The following is a 17329-nucleotide window of genomic DNA, read 5'->3' as shown; positions in this document are numbered from 1 at the left end:
AGGGAGAGGGTAGGGATGCATGGCTGAAATCATCAAGCGATCCAATCATTTGCGTCAAGACATCAACCGGACCAAGAAGGAGCTGGCCGCGGGCGTTTTAGCCACGGCCATTTCCCTCCTGCTCCTGGAGGTCAGCCAGGGGTTTTCCATCTACATCGGCATCGCCGCCCTACTGCATATGGTAAGGCTGATCAACGACCTGGAGATCCTGCAGTTCGGCCTGAAGGGGGAGAACGAAGTGCTTTCCCTCCTGGAGAAGCTGCCCAGGAACTACAAGGTGTTCAGTGACATCCACATCGTGGACGGCAGCAAGTCCAGCCAGATCGATTTTGTCATCGTGGGCTTCAACGGGCTGTTCATCATGGAAACGAAACACATCAAGGGGACAATCACCGGCAGGGAAGAAGACAACTACCTCCAGAAGGTGAAGATCGGAAAGAACGGGGAACGCTACACCAAGCGGATCTTCAACCCGCTGAAGCAGATCCAGGGGCACAAGAAGGGCATGGACCTGTTCCTGGAGCGCTCCGGAATCCACCAGGAGGCCGTCCCCATGCTGTTCTTTTCCAGCGACTGCATCATGCACGTGAAGTCCAAGAGGGTCAAGGTCATCACGGAGCCGGTCCAGGTCATCGACTACATCAAACGGTACCGGAGGGAGGATGTGCATCTCTCCTCCAGCATCCAGGAGCATGTGGTGGAGGCATTGGAGAGGCTTTAGGAATGGAGCCGTCCCCCACCCGCCCATAGAGGCGGGCGGGGGACGGCTTTTTGCATCCTTGGGGACAGGTTGGCCCAAGCGGGCTTTGACCTTTGTTGACGGTATGGTATAATGGAGTTGGACGAAGAACCACAATCCATGTTCAGCGAGGTGTCGACATGAAGAGGGAGTTTATGATCAAGGATTTGCATATGGAAATCAACAAGCTGTACAGACAGCTGGGGAAGGAATTCTACGAGCAGACCCAGCTGGGAGAAGAGGACCGGAAGGTTTTGGATAAAAGGTGCCGTCAGATCGCAAAGCGGATCCTGAAGCTGGAACGCCTGAAATATGCGGACATCATCCTGGAGCCGGTGACGGAACCGGAGGAGGCGCTTGTGCAGGAGACCACCGAGGAGGGGATCCCCCTGTACCGTTTCTGCAAGCACTGCAATCTGGGCAACCCTGTGGGCGCGCAGCGCTGCAAGAGGTGCGGCGTCCTTCTGTAAAGGAGTGTGGAAACCATGATGTGTGAAATTTGCCATAAAGAGCCTGCGACGGTCTTTTTGACACAAATCGTCAACGGCCAGAAGATCGAATTGCACCTGTGCGAGAAGTGCGCCAAGGAGCAGCAAGGGGCGCTTTTCAACAACAACCCGTCCTTCCAGAAATTCCTCAGCGGCCTGCTGGACACGGCGGCAGCCCAGAGCACGACCCACCTGCATACGGAGGAGATGTCCTGCCCCCAATGCGGCATGACCCTGGAGGAATTCAAGAAGACCAGCAAAGTCGGCTGCGCCAAATGCTATGAGGTCTTCTCCGAGGAGTTCAGTCCCATCCTGAAGCGGCTCCACGGGAACGTGGTCCATGGAGGCAAGCGTCCGGAGAAGCTGGACGCGGAGCTCCGGCTGCTGAACAGGATCGGGGAGCTGGAAAGCGAGCTCAAGATCGCCCTGATGCAGGAGGCCTACGAGGAGGCCGCCAAGCTCCGGGACCAGATCAAGGAACTGAAGAAGGGAGCGGACCTGGAATGAAATGGTATGAGGAAATCAAGAACACAGACGGCCAAGGGGTGGTCGTGTCCAGCCGTGTGCGCCTGGCCAGGAATCTGGCCAGGTACAATTTTCCCAGCCATTGCAGCGAAGGGGACGCCCGAGGGGTGATCCAGGAGATCGCCAAGGTGGTGGAGGAATCCCAGGACCTGACGGGGAAACTGCTCCGGATGGAGGAGGTCCGGCAGCTGGACAAGGTGGTCATGATGGAGAAGCACCTCATCAGCCCCCTGTTCATCAACTCCCACCTGCCGGGGGCCCTCTACGTGACCGAAGACGAGGACCTGAGCATCATGGTGAACGAGGAGGACCACCTGCGGATCCAGTCCATGATGGCCGGGGACCATCTCCAGAAGGCCCTGGAGAAGGCCGACGCCCTGGACAGCATCCTGGAGGAGCACCTGATGTACGCCTTCAATTCCCAGCTGGGCTACCTCACCTCCTGTCCCACCAACGTGGGCACGGGGATGCGGGCCTCCTACATGGTCCATGTCCCCGCCCTGGAGAGCACCGGCCAGTTCCAGTACATCCTGGAGGCCATCGGCAAGTTCGGCCTGACGGTCCGGGGCATCTATGGGGAGAGTTCCGACGCCCTGGGAAGCATGTTCCAGATCTCCAACCAGGTCACCCTGGGGATTTCAGAACAGGAGATCCTGGACAACCTATCCGCCGTCACCCGGCAGATCGTGAAGCAGGAGCTGGTGGTCCGGGAACAGCTGCTGAAGGAAAAATATTCGGAACTGGAGGATGCGGTCTTCCGCTCCTACGGTCTGATGCGGTACGCCCGGGTCCTCACCGCCAAAGAGGCGATGACCCTGCTCTCCGACCTGAAATTGGGGATCGAGCTGGGCGTGCTCAAAACGAAACAAGCCATGACCATGAACATCTACACGCTTATGATGTCCATACAGCCCGCCAGCCTGCAGAAGATGGAAAGCAGGTCCATGTCCGTCCAGGAGAGGGACATGGCCAGAGCGGAATACATCAGGAAAAATCTACCGGAAATCATAGGAGGATAAACATATGATGGGACGATTCACGGAAAAAGCCCAGAATGCGATCAATTACGCCAAGGGGATCGCCGAGGGGTTCGGACACAACTACATCGGCACGGAACACCTGCTCCTGGGCCTGCTCCGGGAGGAGGAGGGCATCGCCTCGGAAGTCCTCTACAGTCTGGGCATCAGCTACGGCCTCATCGAGGAGAAGGTCCGGGAGACCATGGACACCGAACCGGTCCAGGTCCAGGAGCCCGAAGGATTCACCCCCAGGGTGAAGAAGATCCTGGAGATGAGCCTCCGGGAGGCCCTGCGGATGAACACCAACCTGGTGGGGACGGAACACATCCTCATCGCCCTGCTCCGGGAGTCCGACTCCATGGCCGCCCGGCTTCTGGACGTGGTGGGGGCCTCCCGCCAGCGGATCTACAACGAGATCCTCCGGGTCATGGGCCAGGAGGGAAGGAGCCCCAAACTGAAGCCCAACGAGAAGGAGGAGGCGGCTTCGGCCACCCCCACCCTGGACCAGTTCAGCCGGGACCTGACGAAGCTTGCCAGGGACGGGAAGTTCGACCCCATCATCGGCAGGGACAATGAGATCCAGCGGATCATCCAGATCCTGTCCAGAAGGACGAAGAACAACCCCTGCCTCATCGGGGAAGCCGGGGTCGGCAAGACGGCCATCACCGAGGGCCTGGCCCAGAGGATCGTGGAAGGGAACATCCCCGAGACCCTGAAGGACAAGCGGGTGGTGGCCCTGGACCTGGCCTCCATGGTGGCCGGTTCCAAGTACCGGGGGGAATTCGAGGAACGGATCAAGAAGGCCCTGGGGGAAATCACCGAAGCCGGCAACATCCTGCTGTTCATCGACGAGATCCACACCATCGTGGGCGCAGGAGCGGCGGAAGGGGCCATCGACGCATCCAACATCCTGAAGCCCTCCCTGGCCCGGGGGGACCTGCAGCTCATCGGCGCAACCACATTGGACGAGTACAGGAAGCACATAGAGAAGGACCCGGCCCTGGAACGCAGGTTCCAGCCCGTGAAGGTGGACGAACCCAGCGAGGAGGAGGCCATCGAGATCCTCCGGGGCCTGCGCTCCATGTACGAGAACCACCACCAGGTCTCCATCACCGATGCGGCGGTGGAGGCTGCGGTCAAGCTCTCCAACCGCTACATCACCGACCGTTTCCTGCCGGACAAGGCCATCGACGTCATCGACGAGGCCTGCTCCAAGGTGCGGTTGAGCACCTACACGGCCCCCACGGACATCAAGGAGCTGGAGAAGAAAGTGGCGGAAATGGAAAGCCTGAAGGAGGAGGCCATCCGGGAGGAGGCCTACGAGAAGGCGGGCCAGATCAAGGCGGAGCAGGCCCAGGTCCAGGAGGAGCTGACCAAGGCCAAGCATGCCTGGGAGGCCAGGAACGCCATGGCCAGCCAGGTGGTGGACGAGGACGAGGTGGCCGGCATCATCGCCGGCTGGACCAACATCCCCATCAAGAAGCTGACGGAGGAGGAGGGGGAACGCCTGAAGAAGCTGGAGGACGTCCTCCACCAGCGGGTCGTGGGCCAGGAAGAGCCTGTGGCCGCCGTGGCCAAGGCCATCCGCAGGGGCCGGGTGGGCCTGAAGGACCCCAAACGCCCCATCGGCTCCTTCCTGTTCCTGGGCCCCACCGGGGTGGGAAAGACCGAGCTGACCAAAGCCCTGGCCGAGGCCCTCTTCGGGGACGAGGTGGCCCTGATCCGTCTGGACATGTCCGAATACATGGAGAAGCACACCGTCTCCAAGCTCATCGGCTCCCCCCCGGGATATGTGGGCTATGAGGAGGGGGGGCAGCTCAGCGAGAAGATCCGCAGGAAGCCCTACTCCGTCGTACTCTTCGACGAGGTGGAGAAGGCCCACCCGGACGTGTTCAACATCCTCCTCCAGGTCCTGGACGACGGCCACATCACCGACTCCCAGGGGCGGAAGATCGACTTCAAGAACACGGTCATCATCATGACCTCCAACATCGGCGCCCGGAGCATCGTGGCACCCAAGCGGCTGGGCTTCGCCTCCGAGGTGGACGCCAAAGGCAGCTACGACGACATGAAGAAGAACGTCATGGGCGAGGTGAAGAAGCTCTTCAAGCCGGAGTTCCTGAACCGGATCGACGAGGTCATCGTCTTCCATCCCCTCACCAAGGAGCACATCCGCGACATCGTGGGCATCCTGTTCGGCCAGCTGGCCAAGCGCATGAAGAAGAGCCTGAAGATCGACATCAGCATCACCGAAGCCGCCAAAGACTATCTGGTGGCCGAAGGCTACGAGGAGGTCTACGGGGCCAGGCCCCTGAAGCGGGCCATCCAATCCAAGGTGGAGGACAGGCTGGCGGAACAGATCCTGGACGGGGTCATCAAGGAGAACGACCAGGTGGCCATCGACTACAACGGACAGGAGCTCACCTTCATCACCACCATAACCCGATAATTTGACCTGGATTTCCAGGGGGAAATGGGGTATAATCGAGAGTACATATTTCCAACAAAATCAAATGGGAGGTTTAGAAATGGCTGGTCAGAACGAAATCATCAGCGTTGACGACAAGGGCGCCCTGCACTTCGGGAACCATGACGCGGTGGAGAAGCAGAAGCTCGAGGGCTTCGAAATCCAAGGGGACCTGTACAAGGTGAAGACCCACAACCAGGTGACGCGGCTGGAGAAGAACGGACGCCTGCTGTACGAATCCGTCCCCGGAACCACTGTCGGGGATTTCATCCTCACGGAAGACGGGGTTCGTTTTACGGTCCAGGGCAGCGCGGAGGATGCGCAGATCACATTGGAGCTGGACGCGGACCAGGAATTCGAGGTCTGGGCCAACGGTGTGGATCTTGGAAGCGCCAAATCCAACCTGGCCGGCAAGGTCAACATCAGCGTGGATTTTGAAAGCGGCCTGCAAACCATAGAAATCAAGAAGCTGTAGGAAACCAGGAAGAAAAAGGGAAAACCGTCGTGCAAAGCGACGGTTTTTTCGGCGGTGGAGCCGGAAGGAGGAGCGCGTGGCCAAGAGCAAAATCATCTATGTATGCCAGGAGTGCGGATACAGCACCCCCAAATGGCTGGGCCGCTGCCCGGAGTGCGGCACCTACAGCAGCCTGGTGGAGGAGCCGGTGAAGGCCCCCCCCAAGGCGGTCCAAAGCGCCCGGCCGGGCATGGGGGGGGAGCACAGGCCCGCGGCCTTGAAGGACATCTCCATCCAGGAGAGCCACAGGAAGCACACGGGGATCCTGGAACTGGACCGGGTCCTGGGAGGCGGCATCGTGGAAGGGTCCCTTGTCCTGGTGGGCGGGGACCCAGGCATCGGGAAGTCCACCCTGCTGCTGCAGATGTGCCTGCATCTGGCGGATGCGGGGGTCAAGGTCCTCTACGTCACCGGAGAGGAGTCCCTCCACCAGATCAAGCTGCGGGCGAACCGGCTGGGAGGACACCAGGGGCTGATGGAGGTCTACGCCCAGACGGAGGTGGACCGGATAGAGGAAAGCATCCTGGAGACGTCCCCGGACATCGTGGTCATCGACTCCATCCAGACCCTCTACGCCGACGACATCGGCTCCGCACCGGGGAGCGTCTCCCAGGTGCGGGAGTCCACCGCCAGGCTCATGCGCCTGGCCAAATCCAAGCGGCACGCCATCTTCATCGTAGGCCATGTGACCAAGGAAGGGGCCATCGCAGGTCCCCGGGTCCTGGAACACATGGTGGACACGGTCCTCTATTTTGAAGGGGAGCGGACCATCTCCTACCGGATCCTGCGGGCGGTGAAGAACCGGTACGGGTCCACCAACGAGATCGGGGTCTTCGAGATGGGCAGCCAGGGGCTGGTGGAGGTCCCCAACCCCTCCGAATACATGCTCAACGGCAGGCCCATGGGGGAGGCGGGTTCCGTGGTCAGCTGCTGCATGGAGGGGACCAGGCCCCTCCTGGTGGAGGTCCAGGCCTTGCTGTCCCGTTCCAATTTCCAGATGCCCCGGCGGACCGTCAGCGGCATGGACATGGGACGGGCCAACCTGCTCCTGGCGGTGCTGGAGAAGAAGCTGCGGATGAACACGGGGGAACAGGACGTCTACCTGAACGTGGCCGGCGGCATCCGGGTCCTGGAGCCGGCCCTGGACCTGGGGATCGTGGCAGCGGTCCTGTCCAGCTTCCGGAACCAGGCGGTGGACGAGAAGACCGTGTTCATGGGGGAAGTGGGGCTCACCGGAGAGGTCCGGGGCGTCACCCATTGTCCCCAAAGGGTCCGGGAGGCGGCGAAGCTGGGGTTCCAGCGCTGCATCCTCCCCAAGGCCAACCTGGCGGCCTGCCGGGACATCCCCGGTGTGGCTTGCCACGGGGTGGAAAGCGTGCGGGAACTGCAAGGGCTGCTCTAACAAAAAAAGGAGGTGGACCATGCAAGACACCATCGTAACAGTCCGGATCAAGGGCGTCAATTGCCATTGCATCCGGGGGAGGGAGAACATCCTGGTGGACACCGGGTATCCGGGGAGCCTCCCTGCGCTGGAGGAGGGGATGCTGGAGGCAGGCATCCGTCTGGAGAGCATCGCCACCATCGTCCTGACCCACGGCCACTGGGACCACTATGGCAGCCTGCGGGAACTGAAGATGAGGACCCGGGCCCAGGCGGTGGCCCACCAGAAGGACGTGGACCAGATCCAGGAAGGCCGCAACGGCCCCCTGCGCCCCTACGGGATTCCAGGGCGGGCGGCGAAGCTCCTGGGCAGGAAGCAGCCCATGCAACCGTCGGAGATGGCCGGCGTGGAGTATGCCATCGAGGGGGAGGTCTCCCTGGAACCCTTCGGGGTGGAGGGGAAGATCCTGGAGACCCCGGGGCATACGGCCGGCTCCATCTCCCTTTTGCTGGAGTCAGGGGACCTGCTGGTGGGGGATAGCCTGATGGGCGTGCTTCCCTGGCGGAAGTGCCACATGCCTCTTTTCGTGGACGAGCCGGAAAGCCAGCTGGAGACCATCCTAAAGATCGCTTCCCTGGACTTCCAGCGGATCCACATGGGCCACGGGGGCATGGTCAGCCGTCAGGAGTTCTACCGTTTCTACGAGAGGGTGAAGAGAAGGTTTTTATGAGGAAAATTCTTGTTTTGGAGGATCAGGAGGTCATCAACACCCGTCTTAGGGAGGTCCTGATGGAGATCGACACGGTATCCCAGGTGGACGGGGTCCGGAGCCTGGGGGAGGCGTATGAGAAGATCCGGAAGGAAGGGTACAGCCTTTTTTTCGTGGACATCGACCTGCCGGACGGCTCCGGCTACGATTTCATCCGGAGCCTCCGGGAGATGGATGCCTACCGGTGGACCTGGGTGGTGGTCATGACCGCCCTTTGCGAAAGCGACGAACAGATCCTGGAGGCGTTCAACCGGTACGGGTGCACCCGGTATTTCCGGAAGCCCTTCCGGCCGGAGGAAGCCAGGGAGACGGCGCGGACGCTGCTGGGGATGGAGGTGGTGCGGTCGAAGAAGCCCCTGCTCAGGATCGTGAGGAAGAACATGGAACGCTATTTCAACCAGGAGGACATCGTCTATGTGGAGACCAACAACAAGAACACCTGGATCCATATGGTGGGCCAGTCCTACAACATAGGCCGGTTCTCCCTGACCAAGATCGGGAAGGAGCTGGACGGGCACCATTTCCAGCGGATCCACCGGTCGTTCATCGTCAACACCCGCTTCGTGGAGAGCGTCACCAGGACCCACCAGGGGACCCAGGTGGTCATGGAAGGCTGCAAGGAGGAGATTCCCGTGGGGAGCATGTACAAGGCGCCGGTCCGGTCGGGGAGGACTCCATGAGGAGGCGGGAAGGGGCCATGCTGGCCTCCTCCGTCCTCTTCCTGATGGCCACCGCATGGGTGGCCGTCGTCCTGCTGGACGCGTGGATGGAGCTGCAGGGAAGGCCCACGGGGCCTGGGGCACAAGGGGTGCTTTTCGTGCTGCTGCTCCTCCCGGGGGGGCTGGTCCTGTGGGACAAGATCGGCCAACTGATGGCCCATAGGGAGATCGCCCTCTTCTTCGTCCTGGTGCGGGTGAACTTCCTGCTTTTCGTCACCCTGCTGTGGGTGCTGGAAAGCTTCTTCCGGCTGGGACCCGGGGACAAGGCGGTCCTCCACCTGCTGGCCCTGGGACTTTCCGCGGCATGCATCGCCGTGACGGTGGCGGTGAACAGGGAAATCCACCACCAGGACATGGCCGAGCGCCAGAGGAGGATCGAGGCCTCCCTGGGGCCTCTGACCCTGGAGCTGGGGCGGATGCAGCACGACCATGGGAAGCTCCTTTCCACCCTGGCCTGGCAGGAGGAGGGCGGTGATTCCCTGCTGGAGATCCTCCTGAAAGCCCAGCGGCGGGAACTGGAGAGCCGGGGTTTCGCTGTAGAGATGCCCTCCGCACCGCCGCCCCTCCCTCCCGGAATCCAGCCCTATGCGGTGGCGGTTGTCCTGGCGAACCTGGTGGAGAACGCGGGGGAGGTCCAGCGGCGGAACGGGACCGGGCAGCCCTCGGTTTCCGTGCGGCTGGAGGCGGTGGGGGAGAGCGGCTTGCGGATCAGTGCGGGGAACAAGGGCAGGACCATCGACGAGGCCCTTTTTTCCCGGATGTCGGCCCCGGGGTTCACTACCAAGGCGGACAAACAAAGACATGGATACGGGTTCTACGCCATCAAACGGATCGCCGATAGGAACGGGGGGAAGGTCCGCTGGGAGGTGGAGGGGACGCCTGGAGGAGAGGAGCGGACCTGGGTCCTGGTGGACCTGGGCGGGACGGAAGGGGGTGCGGCCCCATGCTGATCAACCATACCCATCTGGCCCACGGGCTGCTGCTGGCCTACATCGTCCACATTTTGGAGCCGGACAGGAGGGGGAAGGCCCATGCGGCCAGGCTCCTGCTGTTCCTGCTGGCCATTTTCCTGCAGGTATGGCTACTGCCACCGCCACATGCCTCCGGCCATAGCGGCTGGTACTCCATTTCCTACCGGCTCCTGATGGGACTCCTGCTCCTGCTCCTGTTCAGGAAGAGCTGGCATGGGATCCTGGTCTGTTTTGGCCTCTGGATCCTGGCGGACATTCCGGTGGACATGCTCCGGCTGAACCTGGCCCACGGGGAAGACCCCCAGACCTTCCTCCGGGTGGTCCTGTTCCACAGCTACGGGGACGGATGGCTGCCCTACCTGCTTCTGCCCCTGAAGATGATCACCGTATCAAAGATGGGGATCCTGGGGGACCTCCAGGGCAATCCTTTCCTGGAGAGGCTCTTTTCCGCCTTCAGCCTGGGGCTGCTGGCCATGGTCTTCCTATTCCGGCACGTGGTGCTCCATGTGGAGGGGATCGACCCGTTCCTGTACTACTTCTACCTGGCCTATGGGCTCTTCGGAGGCTTCTATTACGCCTCCTTCCGGTTCGTGGCCAGGAAGTACAGGAAGGACCGGATGCTGAACCGCCTGGGGCGGGAAGGGTATGCGGTGGGCCCCTTGCTGGACGTCCTGGAGAGGAGGGAAGCGGCCTACGGCAAGGCCTTCGAGGCGTTGGGCACCGCCAGGAGTTCCGGTGAGCTCCAGGAGAAAATCGGACAGCTCAAGGAGGAGAACCTGATCAATCTGCATTTTTCCGGAAGCGAGCTGCTCAACAGCATGGTCTTCCACCATTATCTCCAGTGCGAACGGCTGGGCGTCCGCCTGCATACCCGCTTCGGCATCCCCGGGCATCTGGATCCGGACCAGGAGCTGGACTTCCTGGAGGTGCTGGACGGCCTGATGGATAGCGTGCTCCGGGGCGTCCAGCGGAGGGAGGAGGGGGAAAGGCCCTCCTGGATTTCCCTGGAGGCCGGGCAGGAGCTGGGAAAGGGTCGCTGGATCGGCCTGGCCATGGACAAGCCGGAGCCGGACTTGGAGTCCTACGCCCCTTTCCAGAGGGTCCTGGCCGGGAGAGGGCTGCGCCTTCGGGTGCGGCACGAAAGGGACCGGATGGTGGTGGATGTGGCGGGGGTCCACATGGGGCAACCCCCGGGTTGACCTGCCTGCGGGGATTTCAGGACCGTACGGGGCCCGTTGGGGACACGGACCTATGCAGGAAGCTTCCCTTGGGGTATACTCAGACCAGGGAGTATTGAACAGATAGATGCGGCAAGGGCGTGTTCCGAGGGGGACATGCCCTTTTCCTCAATTTCGTTCAGTTTGCGTTAAAAGAATCAGAATCAATTGACAGTTAGGGAGAGCACAATTATAATGGGGAAAGGACAATTGCACTTTTGACAAAAAATTGAATACTCAGTCAACACTAGAAACGGCAATAACAATGACAACCGAAGGATGCGATGAAGTATGCTCCCGGCCGGCGGGGACCCTGCCGGCTCAAGGAAACGATGTTTCCGGAAATGTGGGCACTTGGAGCATATGGAGCAAGTAGTGCAACCGGCCTTTCATTAACGTATGTTTTTGAAAGGGGCTAAACACTATGAAGAGACTTGCGAAGAAGACAATGATTGGACTTTTGGCGGCGGCAATGATGTTCGGAACCGCCCCCGCGGCATATGCCATGGAAGGGGCGACCGTGGAATTGCACGGATCCCATGCAGGTGCGGACAGCACCACATTCCAGCAGGATCCCGACAACGGCGGCGTGGATGCCGGCGTCGTATGGCACTTCATCCTGAACCAGCTGAACAAGCAGGACGGCGCCACCGGCAGCATCACGGCGGTGTTCGAGAACGCAGGCACCCGGAACGTGGACGCAAGCAAGGTCCTTAACACGACCATGCACTTCCATGTGGGCACGCCTGGACACGACATCCTGCTCAGCGCGGAGGCAACGGCAAGCAATGCGGATGAAGGTTCCAAACTGGTGCTCAGCCATGTGACGGTCCAAGAAGGACAGACAGCGGAAGAGACGGCAGAAGAGACAGCGGAAGAGACAGCGGAAGAGACAACGGAAGAGACAGCAGAAGAGACAACGGAAGAGACAACGGAAGAGACAGCAGAAGAGACAGCAGAAGAGACAGCGGAAGAGACAGCAGAAGAGACAGCGGAAGAGACAGCGGAAGAGACAGCAGAAGAGACAGCGGAAGAGACAGCGGAAGGGACAGCGGAAGAGACAGCAGAAGAGACAGCGGAAGAGACAACGGAAGAGACTCCGGCTTCCGCACCGGGCAGGAAGACAAGCAAGATCACCCCTGCCACCGCCAGCAACACATCCATAGCGGATGAGGCGGAGGAAGAGGAAATCGAAATCGTTTCCGAACTCCTGCCGGAAGCGGCTCCTTCAACGGAGACACCGGAGGAAGAAGTGTCCGAGGAGGTTTCCTTCGAAGAAGACTTCACTGAAACGGTCCTTCCCCAAGCAGCACCGGCAACACCGGTGCTGGACAAGGAAGTGGCCATCGACGATACGGTGCTCCCCCAAGCGGGCGGCATCCCCATGATCTTCTTCCTGGGACTGGGTTCTGCGCTGATGACTGGCGGAGTGGCCTTGGGCAAGAGCAAAAAATCCAATTGAACTGTCAAAAGAATTGTCCTGCAACGCACAGCATGCGACTGAACATGTGAACATAAGAAAAAGGCAGCCACAAACCAAGATCCAATCCTGGTTTGTGGCTGCCTTTTTCTATTCGCACGGTGTTTCGCGGTCTGCTCACGGCCCCCTTGCGTTCACGCCAAATCCTAGAGGGAACTCTTCCGTATGATCAACCTGGGCGGGAGCTCGATGGCCACCGGCTCCCTGGAATTGTCCTTCATCCGCTCCAGCAGAAGGGTGAAGGCGGTCTTCGTCATCTCCTGGATGGGCTGGTGGACGCTGGATATCTCGAAGGACTTGGAAATCAAGGTGTCGTCGAAGCCCACCACGGCGATGTCCTTGGACAGGCCGCTCCCTTCTTCCGATTTGAGGCGGATGAACTCCAAGGCAATCACGTCATTGTTGCAAAAGATGGCGGTGAAGTCCGGTTCCGGATTGTCCGCAAGATATTCCTGGATGTTGGAACGGATGGTGAAGGGGGAGCTGTGCGCGTGGGTCAGGGGGACCAGATTCCGATCATCGAAGGGAAGCCCGTTGTTGAACAAGGCCTCCCTTCCTGGCAGGCCTGAAGAATATCGACCATGCCATGTACGAGGCGGCGGACATCGATGGAGCCAATGCCTTGAGCAAGTTCCTGCACATCACCATCCCGGCCCTGCGGCCCATCACCATGTTCCTCGTCATCACCACGACGATCCAGGCCTTCAAGCTGATCGTGCAGCCCATGGTCATGACCGGCGGCGGTCCGGACTATTCCACCATGACCATCCTGCAGTACATCTACGAGTATGGGTTCCGGCACAGGAACGTGGGTTATGTCAGCGCCATCACCCTGGTGTTCACCTTTTTCCTGGTGGTCGTGTCCATTCTCATCAAGAAAGTCCTGAAGGAGGAGTAGCCTCATGAAAAAGAAAAAAATCTCCGGTGTGCTGTTCTATCTTCTGATTGGAGGCATCTCGCTGCTTTTCCTGTTCCCGATGATATGGATGATCGCCTCCTCCTTCAAGATCGACGAGAACATCTACCGGGACATCGGAACCGTGCATGCCTTCCTGCCCAGGCTGGAGGACCTGACGCTCAAGCCCTACAGGGAGCTGCTGGGCATGTACAACATCTTTAGGAACATGTTCAACAGCCTGTTCTACGCCACGACGACGGTGGTGGTCGGGCTGCTGGTAAATTCCCTGGCAGGCTACGCCCTGGCCAAGTTCAATTTTCCCCTGAAGACCTTCATCCTGATCCTGATCATCTCCCTGATGATCGTCCCCGTGGAGGCAACCATCCTGCCCCTGTACATGGTGGTGTTCAAGTTGCGGCTGGTGAATACGGTGGTGGGCTACCTGCTGCCCTTCATCACCAACGTGATGAACATCTTCCTGTTCCGGCAGTATTTCCTGTCCTTTCCGGAGGCGCTTTCGGAAGCGGCCAGGATCGACGGACTGGGGCATTTCAGGCTTTTCTACAAGATCGTGTTCCCCATCTGCAAACCCATGTACGTGACCATCGGGATCATCACCTTCCTGGCCTCCTGGAACGACTTCCTGTGGCCGGTCATGGCCCTGTCCGACGCGAACCTGATGCCGGTGCAGGTGGCCCTGAACGCGATCTTCAGCGACACCTACAACATCTTCACCAGCCATGTGATGGCCGCGCTGACCCTGGTGACCCTGCCGGTGGTCGTCATCTACCTGTTTTTCCAGAAGCAGATCGTGGAGGGCGTTGCCAGAAGCGGCATCAAATGACCGATTGGATCAAAAGCGAGTAAAGAAAGGAAAGGACATGGAAAACCTGCTGCAACAAGCGAACGACCATATGGAAAAGGCAAGCAAGCGGACGAAAAGGCACCCCGCCTTCCATTTCACCGCACCGGCGGGGTGGATCAACGACCCCAACGGATTCAGCCACTTCAAAGGGGAATACCATCTCTACTACCAGCACAACCCCTACGGCACCCGCTGGGACCTGATGCACTGGGGGCATGCGGTCTCCAAGGACCTGGTCCGCTGGGAGCACCGTCCGGTGGCCCTGGCACCGGAAGAGGCCTACGAGAAGGACGGTTGCTTCTCGGGAAGCGCCATCGTCCGGGGGGACAAGCTCTGGATCATGTACACGGGGCATCTGGAGCCGGACAAGGGCAACCGGGATTCGTTCCGGGAAAACCAGAACGTGGCGTGGAGTGGGGACGGCATCCGGTTCGTCAAGCATGCGGGGAATCCGGTACTGGACGAAAAGGACCTTCCAGCGGGATTCCTGCCCCAGGACTTTAGGGACCCCAAGGTGTTCGAGAAGGACGGGACCTTCTACTGCGTCCTGGCGGCAAGGGATGGTGCGGAGGGCGGGAAGGTGCTCCTTTACCGTTCCGGGGACATGCTCTCTTGGGAATACCACGGAATCGCGGCGGAAGGCCCCCAGGGGTTGGAAGAGGTCTGGGAGTGCCCCGACCTGTTCTCCCTGGACGGCAGGGAGGTCCTGCTGTTGTCCGTCATCAACAACCGCACGCCGGACGGGGAGGGACGGAAAGGTTTCCTGCACCCCACCCGGTACCTGGCGGGAACGGTGGATGTGGAAGGCTGCAGCCCCGCATGGGAGAGGGAAGAGGAGCTGGACTGCGGTTTCAGCTTCTATGCGCCCCAGACCACGGTGGACGAAAAGGGGAGACGGATCATGGTGGGATGGCTGAGCCCCTGGGATGCGGACCCGGCCCTGGACCGGGAAAACGGCTGGGCCGGCATGATGTCCATCCCCCGGATCCTGTCCGTCAAGGGGAATGTGCTGCACCAAACCCCCGTGGAGACCGTGGAGACCTTGCGGAAACTGCCGGCAGTGACCTATGGGGACCTGGCCTTCAGCGGCCCCATGGAACTGGACAATGTGGAAGGGAAGCGGTACGACCTGGAGCTTTCGGTGGACCTGGGCGGTGCCCAGCGGTTCGAGATGGAGTTTAGGAAAGGTGCGGACTGCGCCACCAGCTTCGCCTACGACAAGACACAAGGAAGGTTCACCTTAGACCGCTCCAGGAACGGGGACAGCTTGCCGGCGGACACCCCGGAGAACGAATGGAGCCGGGTGCGGCACAAGGAATACAGGCTGGAAAAGGACCGGCTGCAGCTGCGGGTGCTTGTGGACGACTACAGCATCGAGGTCTTCGTGGACGACGGCAGGCTGGTGTTCTCCTCCCTCATCGCCCCCCAGGAGGACGGGGAGGGGATCCAGTTCAACAGCACCGGCGTGGCAAGGATCGAGAGGCTGGAGCACCACAGGCTGTAAACCCAGGGCTAGGCCCATGGAGAAAGGGCGTGCCGCAAACGAACCGGCACTCCCTTTTTTTGTATTGCTGGAAAGTCCTCAACGAGGGAATGCAGGGCGTGGTGCGCAGGGACGGTTCTTCCGTGCCATCCAGCTGGCGCCAGGCACTGTGACGGCGCCGTGGACAAAAGGAAGGAAATGCAAGAACAAGGCAGGCATAGCGGGTCCCCGCATCATACCTGCAATACAAAAAGCGGGTCCCGAAGGAACCCGCTTTTTGTATTGGTTAGTTTCCGGCTGGACGCAAGATGTCGAAGCCGGTGTATTTGCGCAACACTTCCGGCACGGTCACGCTGCCGTCCGCGTTCTGGTGCTGCTCCAGGATGGCAGGCAGGACACGGGAAGTGGCAAGTCCGGAAGCGTTCAGGGTGTGCAGGAACTCCGCCTTGTTCCCGCCCTTGCGCTTGAACTTCATGTTGCCCCTCCGTGCCTGGTAGTCCCCGGCGTTGGACGCGGAGCTGACCTCCTTGTAGACCTCCATGCTGCCGATCCAGACCTCGATGTCGTAGGTCTTGCGCATGGAAGCGGAGCAGTCCGCCGCCGCCAGCTTGGACAGCCGGTAATGCAGGCCCAGACCCTGGACCAGCCGCTCGGCCTTGCCCACCAGTTCTTCCAGCGCCTGGTCGGAATCCTCGGGCAGGGTGAACTGGAACATCTCCACCTTGTTGAACTGGTGGCCCCGGATCATGCCCCGCTCCTCGGAACGGTAGGACCCGGCCTCCTTCCGGTAGCAGGGGGTGTAGGCGAAATACTTCTTGGGAAGCTCCTCCTCGGTGAGGACCTCGTCCCTGTGGTAGTTGATCAGGGCCGTCTCCGCCGTGGGCAGCAGGAACTGCATGTAGCCCTTGCCCTCCTGCTCCAGCTTGAACACGTCGTCCTCGAACTTGGGGAACTGGCCGGCGGTGAAGCCGGACTCGTAGGTCAGGATGTGGGGGGGCAGGATGAAGGTGTAGCCGTCCTTCAGATGCTCCTCGATGAAATAGTTCAGCAGGGCCCACTCCAGGATGGCTCCCTTGTCCTTGTAGATCCAGAACCCGTTGCCCCCCAGCTTGGCGCCCCGGGGATAGTCGATCAGACCCAGGCTCTCCGCCAGCGCCACATGGTCCTTGGGGGCAAAATCGAAGGAAGGCTTCTCCCCGAAAACATGCAGCTCCTGGTTGTTCTCCTTGCCCCCCGGAAGCACGTCCTCGCCGGGCAGGTTGGGCAGGCGGGTTACGAACTGGTGGATCCTCTCGTCCAGCTCCCGCAGCTCCACGTCGTAGCCTGCGACCTCATCCTTGATGGAAGCCATCCGGGCCATCACTTCCGTGGTGTCCCTTCCCTCCTTCTTGTACTGGGGGATCTCCTTGGATACCTTGTTCCGCTCCGCCTTCAAGGCCTCCGCCACGGCGATGATCTCCTTCCGCCTGGAATCCCATGCGAAGAATTCCGTGAAATCCACGGCGTAGTCCCTCTTTGCCAAAGCCTCCCGGACCTGGTCCGGATTGTTCCTGATCAAATTCAAATCTAACATGAGCGCATCCTTTCGCAAGCAAATTTCCTTTTAACAATAAATATACGGCAGAAGCCGCCAAAAGTCAAGGAAGCCGTGATTCCCCCTGTTCGAACTCTGATTCACATATGATAATGTCCTATTGTAACGCAAATGATTATGTCCCACTTCCGGTCATGGTGTACAATGAACCTCATGCGACAAAATACAATACATCGAGGTGGCCGCTATCAGAAAGGTAG

General features: G+C 60.3%; 17 protein-coding genes. 15 read left to right on the top strand and 2 right to left on the bottom strand.

All coding sequences use genetic code 11. The annotated features are described in order from the left end of the window. Positions 1-19 precede the first annotated feature (19 nt). The 12 genes from GXN74_RS06105 (at position 20) to GXN74_RS06050 (ending at position 12271) form a co-directional block, all read left to right on the top strand. Positions 20-721 (top strand): nuclease-related domain-containing protein, encoded by a 702-nt coding sequence (locus GXN74_RS06105; RefSeq protein ID WP_162370039.1) that lies wholly within the window; start codon positions 20-22, stop codon positions 719-721. 173 nt (positions 722-894) lie between these two features. Next, a complete protein-coding gene (locus tag GXN74_RS06100; protein ID WP_162370038.1) occupies positions 895-1209 on the top strand; it encodes a hypothetical protein in 315 nt (104 codons plus the stop codon). A gap of 15 nt (positions 1210-1224) precedes the next feature. Then, on the top strand, positions 1225-1734 hold the full coding sequence (locus tag GXN74_RS06095) for a UvrB/UvrC motif-containing protein (RefSeq protein WP_162370037.1): 510 nt from the start codon (positions 1225-1227) through the stop codon (positions 1732-1734). Continuing rightward, positions 1731-2771: a protein arginine kinase gene (locus tag GXN74_RS06090; RefSeq protein WP_162370036.1), complete on the top strand. Its 1041-nt coding sequence runs from the start codon at positions 1731-1733 to the stop codon at positions 2769-2771. The genes GXN74_RS06095 and GXN74_RS06090 overlap by 4 nt, the downstream gene beginning before the upstream one ends. 4 nt (positions 2772-2775) lie before the next feature. Next, complete coding sequence (locus tag GXN74_RS06085; protein WP_162370035.1) at positions 2776-5220, top strand: ATP-dependent Clp protease ATP-binding subunit; 2445 nt, start codon at positions 2776-2778, stop codon at positions 5218-5220. A 79-nt stretch (positions 5221-5299) separates the two neighbouring features. After that, positions 5300-5713, top strand: coding sequence for an endosialidase (locus GXN74_RS06080; protein WP_162370034.1), 414 nt, complete (start codon positions 5300-5302; stop codon positions 5711-5713). 76 nt (positions 5714-5789) lie between these two features. Beyond that, on the top strand, positions 5790-7154 hold the full coding sequence (radA, locus tag GXN74_RS06075; RefSeq protein ID WP_162370033.1) for a DNA repair protein RadA: 1365 nt from the start codon (positions 5790-5792) through the stop codon (positions 7152-7154). 19 nt (positions 7155-7173) lie between these two features. Further along, the gene (locus GXN74_RS06070) at positions 7174-7863 is read left to right on the top strand and encodes an MBL fold metallo-hydrolase (protein ID WP_162370032.1); all 690 of its coding nucleotides are present in this window, start codon (positions 7174-7176) and stop codon (positions 7861-7863) included. Next, on the top strand, positions 7860-8582 hold the full coding sequence (locus GXN74_RS06065; protein WP_162370031.1) for a LytR/AlgR family response regulator transcription factor: 723 nt from the start codon (positions 7860-7862) through the stop codon (positions 8580-8582). Before GXN74_RS06070 ends, GXN74_RS06065 begins: the two co-directional genes overlap by 4 nt. Then, positions 8579-9571 carry an ATP-binding protein gene (locus tag GXN74_RS06060; protein WP_162370030.1) on the top strand — a complete coding sequence of 331 codons (993 nt, stop codon included), beginning with the start codon at positions 8579-8581 and terminating at the stop codon, positions 9569-9571. Before GXN74_RS06065 ends, GXN74_RS06060 begins: the two co-directional genes overlap by 4 nt. Then, complete coding sequence (locus tag GXN74_RS06055; protein WP_162370029.1) at positions 9565-10791, top strand: hypothetical protein; 1227 nt, start codon at positions 9565-9567, stop codon at positions 10789-10791. The genes GXN74_RS06060 and GXN74_RS06055 overlap by 7 nt, the downstream gene beginning before the upstream one ends. Positions 10792-11233: 442 nt before the next feature. Continuing rightward, positions 11234-12271: an LPXTG cell wall anchor domain-containing protein gene (locus tag GXN74_RS06050; protein WP_162370028.1), complete on the top strand. Its 1038-nt coding sequence runs from the start codon at positions 11234-11236 to the stop codon at positions 12269-12271. Positions 12272-12435: 164 nt separating this feature from the next. Here the strand turns inward: GXN74_RS06050 and GXN74_RS06045 are convergent, their stop codons facing one another. Next, a complete protein-coding gene (locus GXN74_RS06045; RefSeq protein ID WP_162370027.1) occupies positions 12436-12834 on the bottom strand; it encodes a substrate-binding domain-containing protein in 399 nt (132 codons plus the stop codon). An 11-nt stretch (positions 12835-12845) separates the two neighbouring features. Between GXN74_RS06045 and GXN74_RS06040 the strand changes: the two genes are divergently transcribed. The 3 genes from GXN74_RS06040 to GXN74_RS06030 are packed head-to-tail and all read left to right on the top strand — an operon-like array spanning position 12846 to position 15556. Next, positions 12846-13187: a carbohydrate ABC transporter permease gene (locus GXN74_RS06040; protein WP_343032800.1), complete on the top strand. Its 342-nt coding sequence runs from the start codon at positions 12846-12848 to the stop codon at positions 13185-13187. Positions 13188-13191: 4 nt separating this feature from the next. After that, positions 13192-14031, top strand: a complete 840-nt coding sequence (locus GXN74_RS06035; protein ID WP_162370025.1) for a carbohydrate ABC transporter permease — start codon at positions 13192-13194, stop codon at positions 14029-14031. A gap of 37 nt (positions 14032-14068) precedes the next feature. Further along, on the top strand, positions 14069-15556 hold the full coding sequence (locus GXN74_RS06030) for a glycoside hydrolase family 32 protein (protein WP_162370024.1): 1488 nt from the start codon (positions 14069-14071) through the stop codon (positions 15554-15556). A gap of 265 nt (positions 15557-15821) precedes the next feature. Here the strand turns inward: GXN74_RS06030 and serS are convergent, their stop codons facing one another. Then, positions 15822-17108: a serine--tRNA ligase gene (serS, locus tag GXN74_RS06025; RefSeq protein ID WP_162370023.1), complete on the bottom strand. Its 1287-nt coding sequence runs from the start codon at positions 17106-17108 to the stop codon at positions 15822-15824. Positions 17109-17329 lie beyond the last annotated feature (221 nt).

The sequence above is a fragment of the Anaerotalea alkaliphila genome (genome assembly GCF_010179735.1).
In the GTDB taxonomy this organism is placed as follows: domain Bacteria; phylum Bacillota; class Clostridia; order Lachnospirales; family Vallitaleaceae; genus Anaerotalea; species Anaerotalea alkaliphila.
The sequence above is the reverse complement of the archived record's forward strand: the minus strand, read 5'-3'. Positions and strand labels throughout refer to the sequence as shown.